Source organism: Pseudomonas sp. GD03858, assembly GCF_029840925.1.
GTDB lineage: Bacteria > Pseudomonadota > Gammaproteobacteria > Pseudomonadales > Pseudomonadaceae > Aquipseudomonas.
This window is the reverse complement of the sequence record NZ_JAOCDM010000210.1, coordinates 1-2,381: the sequence shown is the minus strand read 5'-3', so window position 1 is coordinate 2,381 and position 2,381 is coordinate 1. Positions and strand designations below refer to the sequence as shown.

The following is a 2,381-nucleotide window of genomic DNA, read 5'->3' as shown; positions in this document are numbered from 1 at the left end:
GCCCCGGCAATCCATCGGTCTACCCCACCCGGCGCACCAACCCACACGCCAGCAACCCAACCTCGAACAGCACCCACATCGGCACCGCCAGCAGGGTCTGGGAAAACACATCCGGCGGCGTCAGGATCATCCCCACCACGAAGCACCCGACGATCACATAGGGCCGGCTGCGCCGCAGCGTGGCCACGTCGGTCAACCCCGCCCAGACCACGATGAAGGTCGCCACCGGGATCTCGAAGGCCAGGCCGAACGCCAGAAACAGCGCCATGATGAAGTCCAGGTACAAGCCGATGTCGGTCATCATCGCCACCCCGTCCGGGGTCACGCTGGCGAAGAAGCCGAACATCATCGGGAACACCAGGAAGAATGCGAAGGCCATGCCGCCGTAGAACAGCAGGATGCTCGACACCAGTAGCGGCAGGGCAATGCGTCGTTCGCGCCGGTACAGCCCCGGGGCGATGAAACCCCAGGCCTGGTGCAGCAGCAGTGGCATGGCGACGAACAGCGCGCACATCGCCGTCAGCTTGAACGGCGTGAGAAACGGCGAGGTGACACTGGTGGCGATCATGCTGGCGCCTTCGGGCAGGTAGCGGCGCAGCGGTTCGGAGATCTGCGTGTACAGCGTCTGGGCGAAGGGGAACAACCCGCAGAACACCAGCGCGACCACCAGCAGGCAGCGTACCAGGCGCTTGCGCAGGTCGCGCAGGTGGTCGGTCAGCGGCATGCGCGCCGCCTGGTCAAGGGCGAGGGACATCAGGCGCTCTCCTTGGCGTGGGCGATCGGGGTCGGGTCATTGGCCGGCGTCGCGTCGAGCTGGATGCCTTGGCGGATCTCCTGCTCCAGGCGCTGCAGCGGCGCGGCATCCAGGGCGGGCATGTCGATCTCCCGCTCTACCTGTGCTTTCAACGCATTCAGCGCCCGCCGTGCCTGGCCCAGCCCACGGCCGAGGGTACGCGCCGCCACCGGCAGGCGCTCGGGGCCGAGCACCAGCAGGGCGACGATGCCGACCAGCAGCAGTTCGGTGAAGCCGATCTCGAACATCAGGCCTGACGATCCGTCTGCGCCTGCTGGACCGGCTGATTGTTCAGCACCTGCGGTTGTTGCTCGACGCTGTTGTCGGCAGTGCCGCCCATGGACTTGCGAAAGCCCTGGATCGCGTCGCCGACATCACTGCCCAGCCCTTTGAGACGCTTGGTGCCAAACAGCAGGAAGACGATCAACAGCACGATCACCAATTGCCAGATTCCGATGCCACCCATGTAAGACCACTCCTGTCAGGTCGAAGAAAAAGGAAGGCCAATCCTGCCCTGCGCAGATGACGGGCACATGACTGCCATCTGGCTGCAACAACCGCCGTGTTGACTGGCGCTTTTTACCGCTGACAGGAAGACAAGGATGGGGCGCAGGCGACAACAGGGCGCGGCACTGCTGATGGTGCTGGTGGTGCTGGCGATGCTCGCGGCGGGGCTGGCCTGGCTGGTGGAAGATGGCCGGCGCCAGGTGGACGAGGTGCGCCTGTTGCACCAGCGGGTGCAGGTACGGGCGATGGAGCAGGCCGGGCTGGCCTATGCCTCCCAGGCCCTGCGCGATCCGGCCTGGCGGGCCAGCCCGCTGTTCTGGCAGGCCCTGCGCGGGCAGCCGCTGGCCTATGACTTCGGTGCCGGCAAGGCGCAACTGCGGGTGATCGACCAGCATGGCTGCTTCAACGTCAATGCCCTGTTGGGCGAGGACGCTCCACGGGCCGAGCGTCAGTTGCGCCACCTGCTCGGCGACGACATGGCCGCCGAGCGGCTGGTCGATGCCCTGGCCGATTGGCTGGACGCCGACAGCGATGCCCGCTTGCAAGGGGCCGAGAGTGCCCAGTACCTGCGCCAGCAGCCACCCCGGTTGGCGGCCAACCAGCCGATGCTCGACACCAGTGAGCTCAACCTGCTGCTGGAGCCGGACAGTGGCCGGCAAGCCCGCTACCGAATGCTCTGCGCACTGCCATCGACCGGCGGCTGGCGGCTCAATGCCAATGCCCTGGGGCTGGAGCACTTGCCGTTGCTGGAGGCCCTGTATGAGGGGCAGTTTTCCCGTTCGATGCTCAGCCGCATCATCAGCGGCCGGCCGGCGGCGGGCTATGTGGATGCCGCGGCATTACGCCAGGCGCTGGGCGCGGTGGATGACGAGACCTTCGCCCGGCTAAGCGAAGGATTGTTGCTCAACAGCGGTCATTTCTTGCTGCAGCTGTCGTTCGAGGAAGAGGGCCGCACGTTGCGCAGCCAGTTCCAGATCGAGGCGCTGGGTGTGGTGCAATGGCACGCGCGGGTGCCGGCGCAGCAGGTGCGGGTCAGGGGGCGGGAGGCGGTGGCCTGGTAGCAGACAATCACAGGCTATAC

At 66.4% G+C, this 2,381-nt stretch carries 4 protein-coding genes; 1 reads left to right on the top strand and 3 read right to left on the bottom strand.

Annotated elements, in window-relative coordinates; genetic code table 11:
- Positions 1 to 19 precede the first annotated feature (19 nt).
- The 3 genes from tatC to tatA are packed head-to-tail and all read right to left on the bottom strand — an operon-like array spanning position 20 to position 1,259.
- Positions 20 to 754 carry a twin-arginine translocase subunit TatC gene (tatC, locus tag N5D48_RS26020; RefSeq protein ID WP_279889001.1) on the bottom strand — a complete coding sequence of 245 codons (735 nt, stop codon included), beginning with the start codon at positions 752 to 754 and terminating at the stop codon, positions 20 to 22.
- Positions 754 to 1,041 carry a Sec-independent protein translocase protein TatB gene (gene tatB / locus N5D48_RS26015; protein ID WP_279888999.1) on the bottom strand — a complete coding sequence of 96 codons (288 nt, stop codon included), beginning with the start codon at positions 1,039 to 1,041 and terminating at the stop codon, positions 754 to 756. Before tatB ends, tatC begins: the two co-directional genes overlap by 1 nt.
- On the bottom strand, positions 1,041 to 1,259 hold the full coding sequence (tatA, locus tag N5D48_RS26010; protein ID WP_279888998.1) for a twin-arginine translocase TatA/TatE family subunit: 219 nt from the start codon (positions 1,257 to 1,259) through the stop codon (positions 1,041 to 1,043). Before tatA ends, tatB begins: the two co-directional genes overlap by 1 nt.
- Before the next feature lie 136 nt (positions 1,260 to 1,395).
- Here tatA and gspK point away from each other — a divergent pair, with 136 nt between their 5' ends.
- Positions 1,396 to 2,361, top strand: coding sequence for a type II secretion system minor pseudopilin GspK (gspK, locus tag N5D48_RS26005; RefSeq protein WP_279888996.1), 966 nt, complete (start codon positions 1,396 to 1,398; stop codon positions 2,359 to 2,361).
- Positions 2,362 to 2,381: the final 20 nt, after the last annotated feature.

What these genes read in the sequence shown, in the direction of transcription:
- tatC (WP_279889001.1), bottom strand. Translation starts at nt 754, where the DNA reads ATGTCCCTCGCCCTTGACCAGGCGGCGCGCATGCCGCTGACCGACCAC.
- tatB (WP_279888999.1), bottom strand. Translation starts at nt 1,041, where the DNA reads ATGTTCGAGATCGGCTTCACCGAACTGCTGCTGGTCGGCATCGTCGCC.
- tatA (WP_279888998.1), bottom strand. Translation starts at nt 1,259, where the DNA reads ATGGGTGGCATCGGAATCTGGCAATTGGTGATCGTGCTGTTGATCGTC.
- gspK (WP_279888996.1), top strand. Translation starts at nt 1,396, where the DNA reads ATGGGGCGCAGGCGACAACAGGGCGCGGCACTGCTGATGGTGCTGGTG.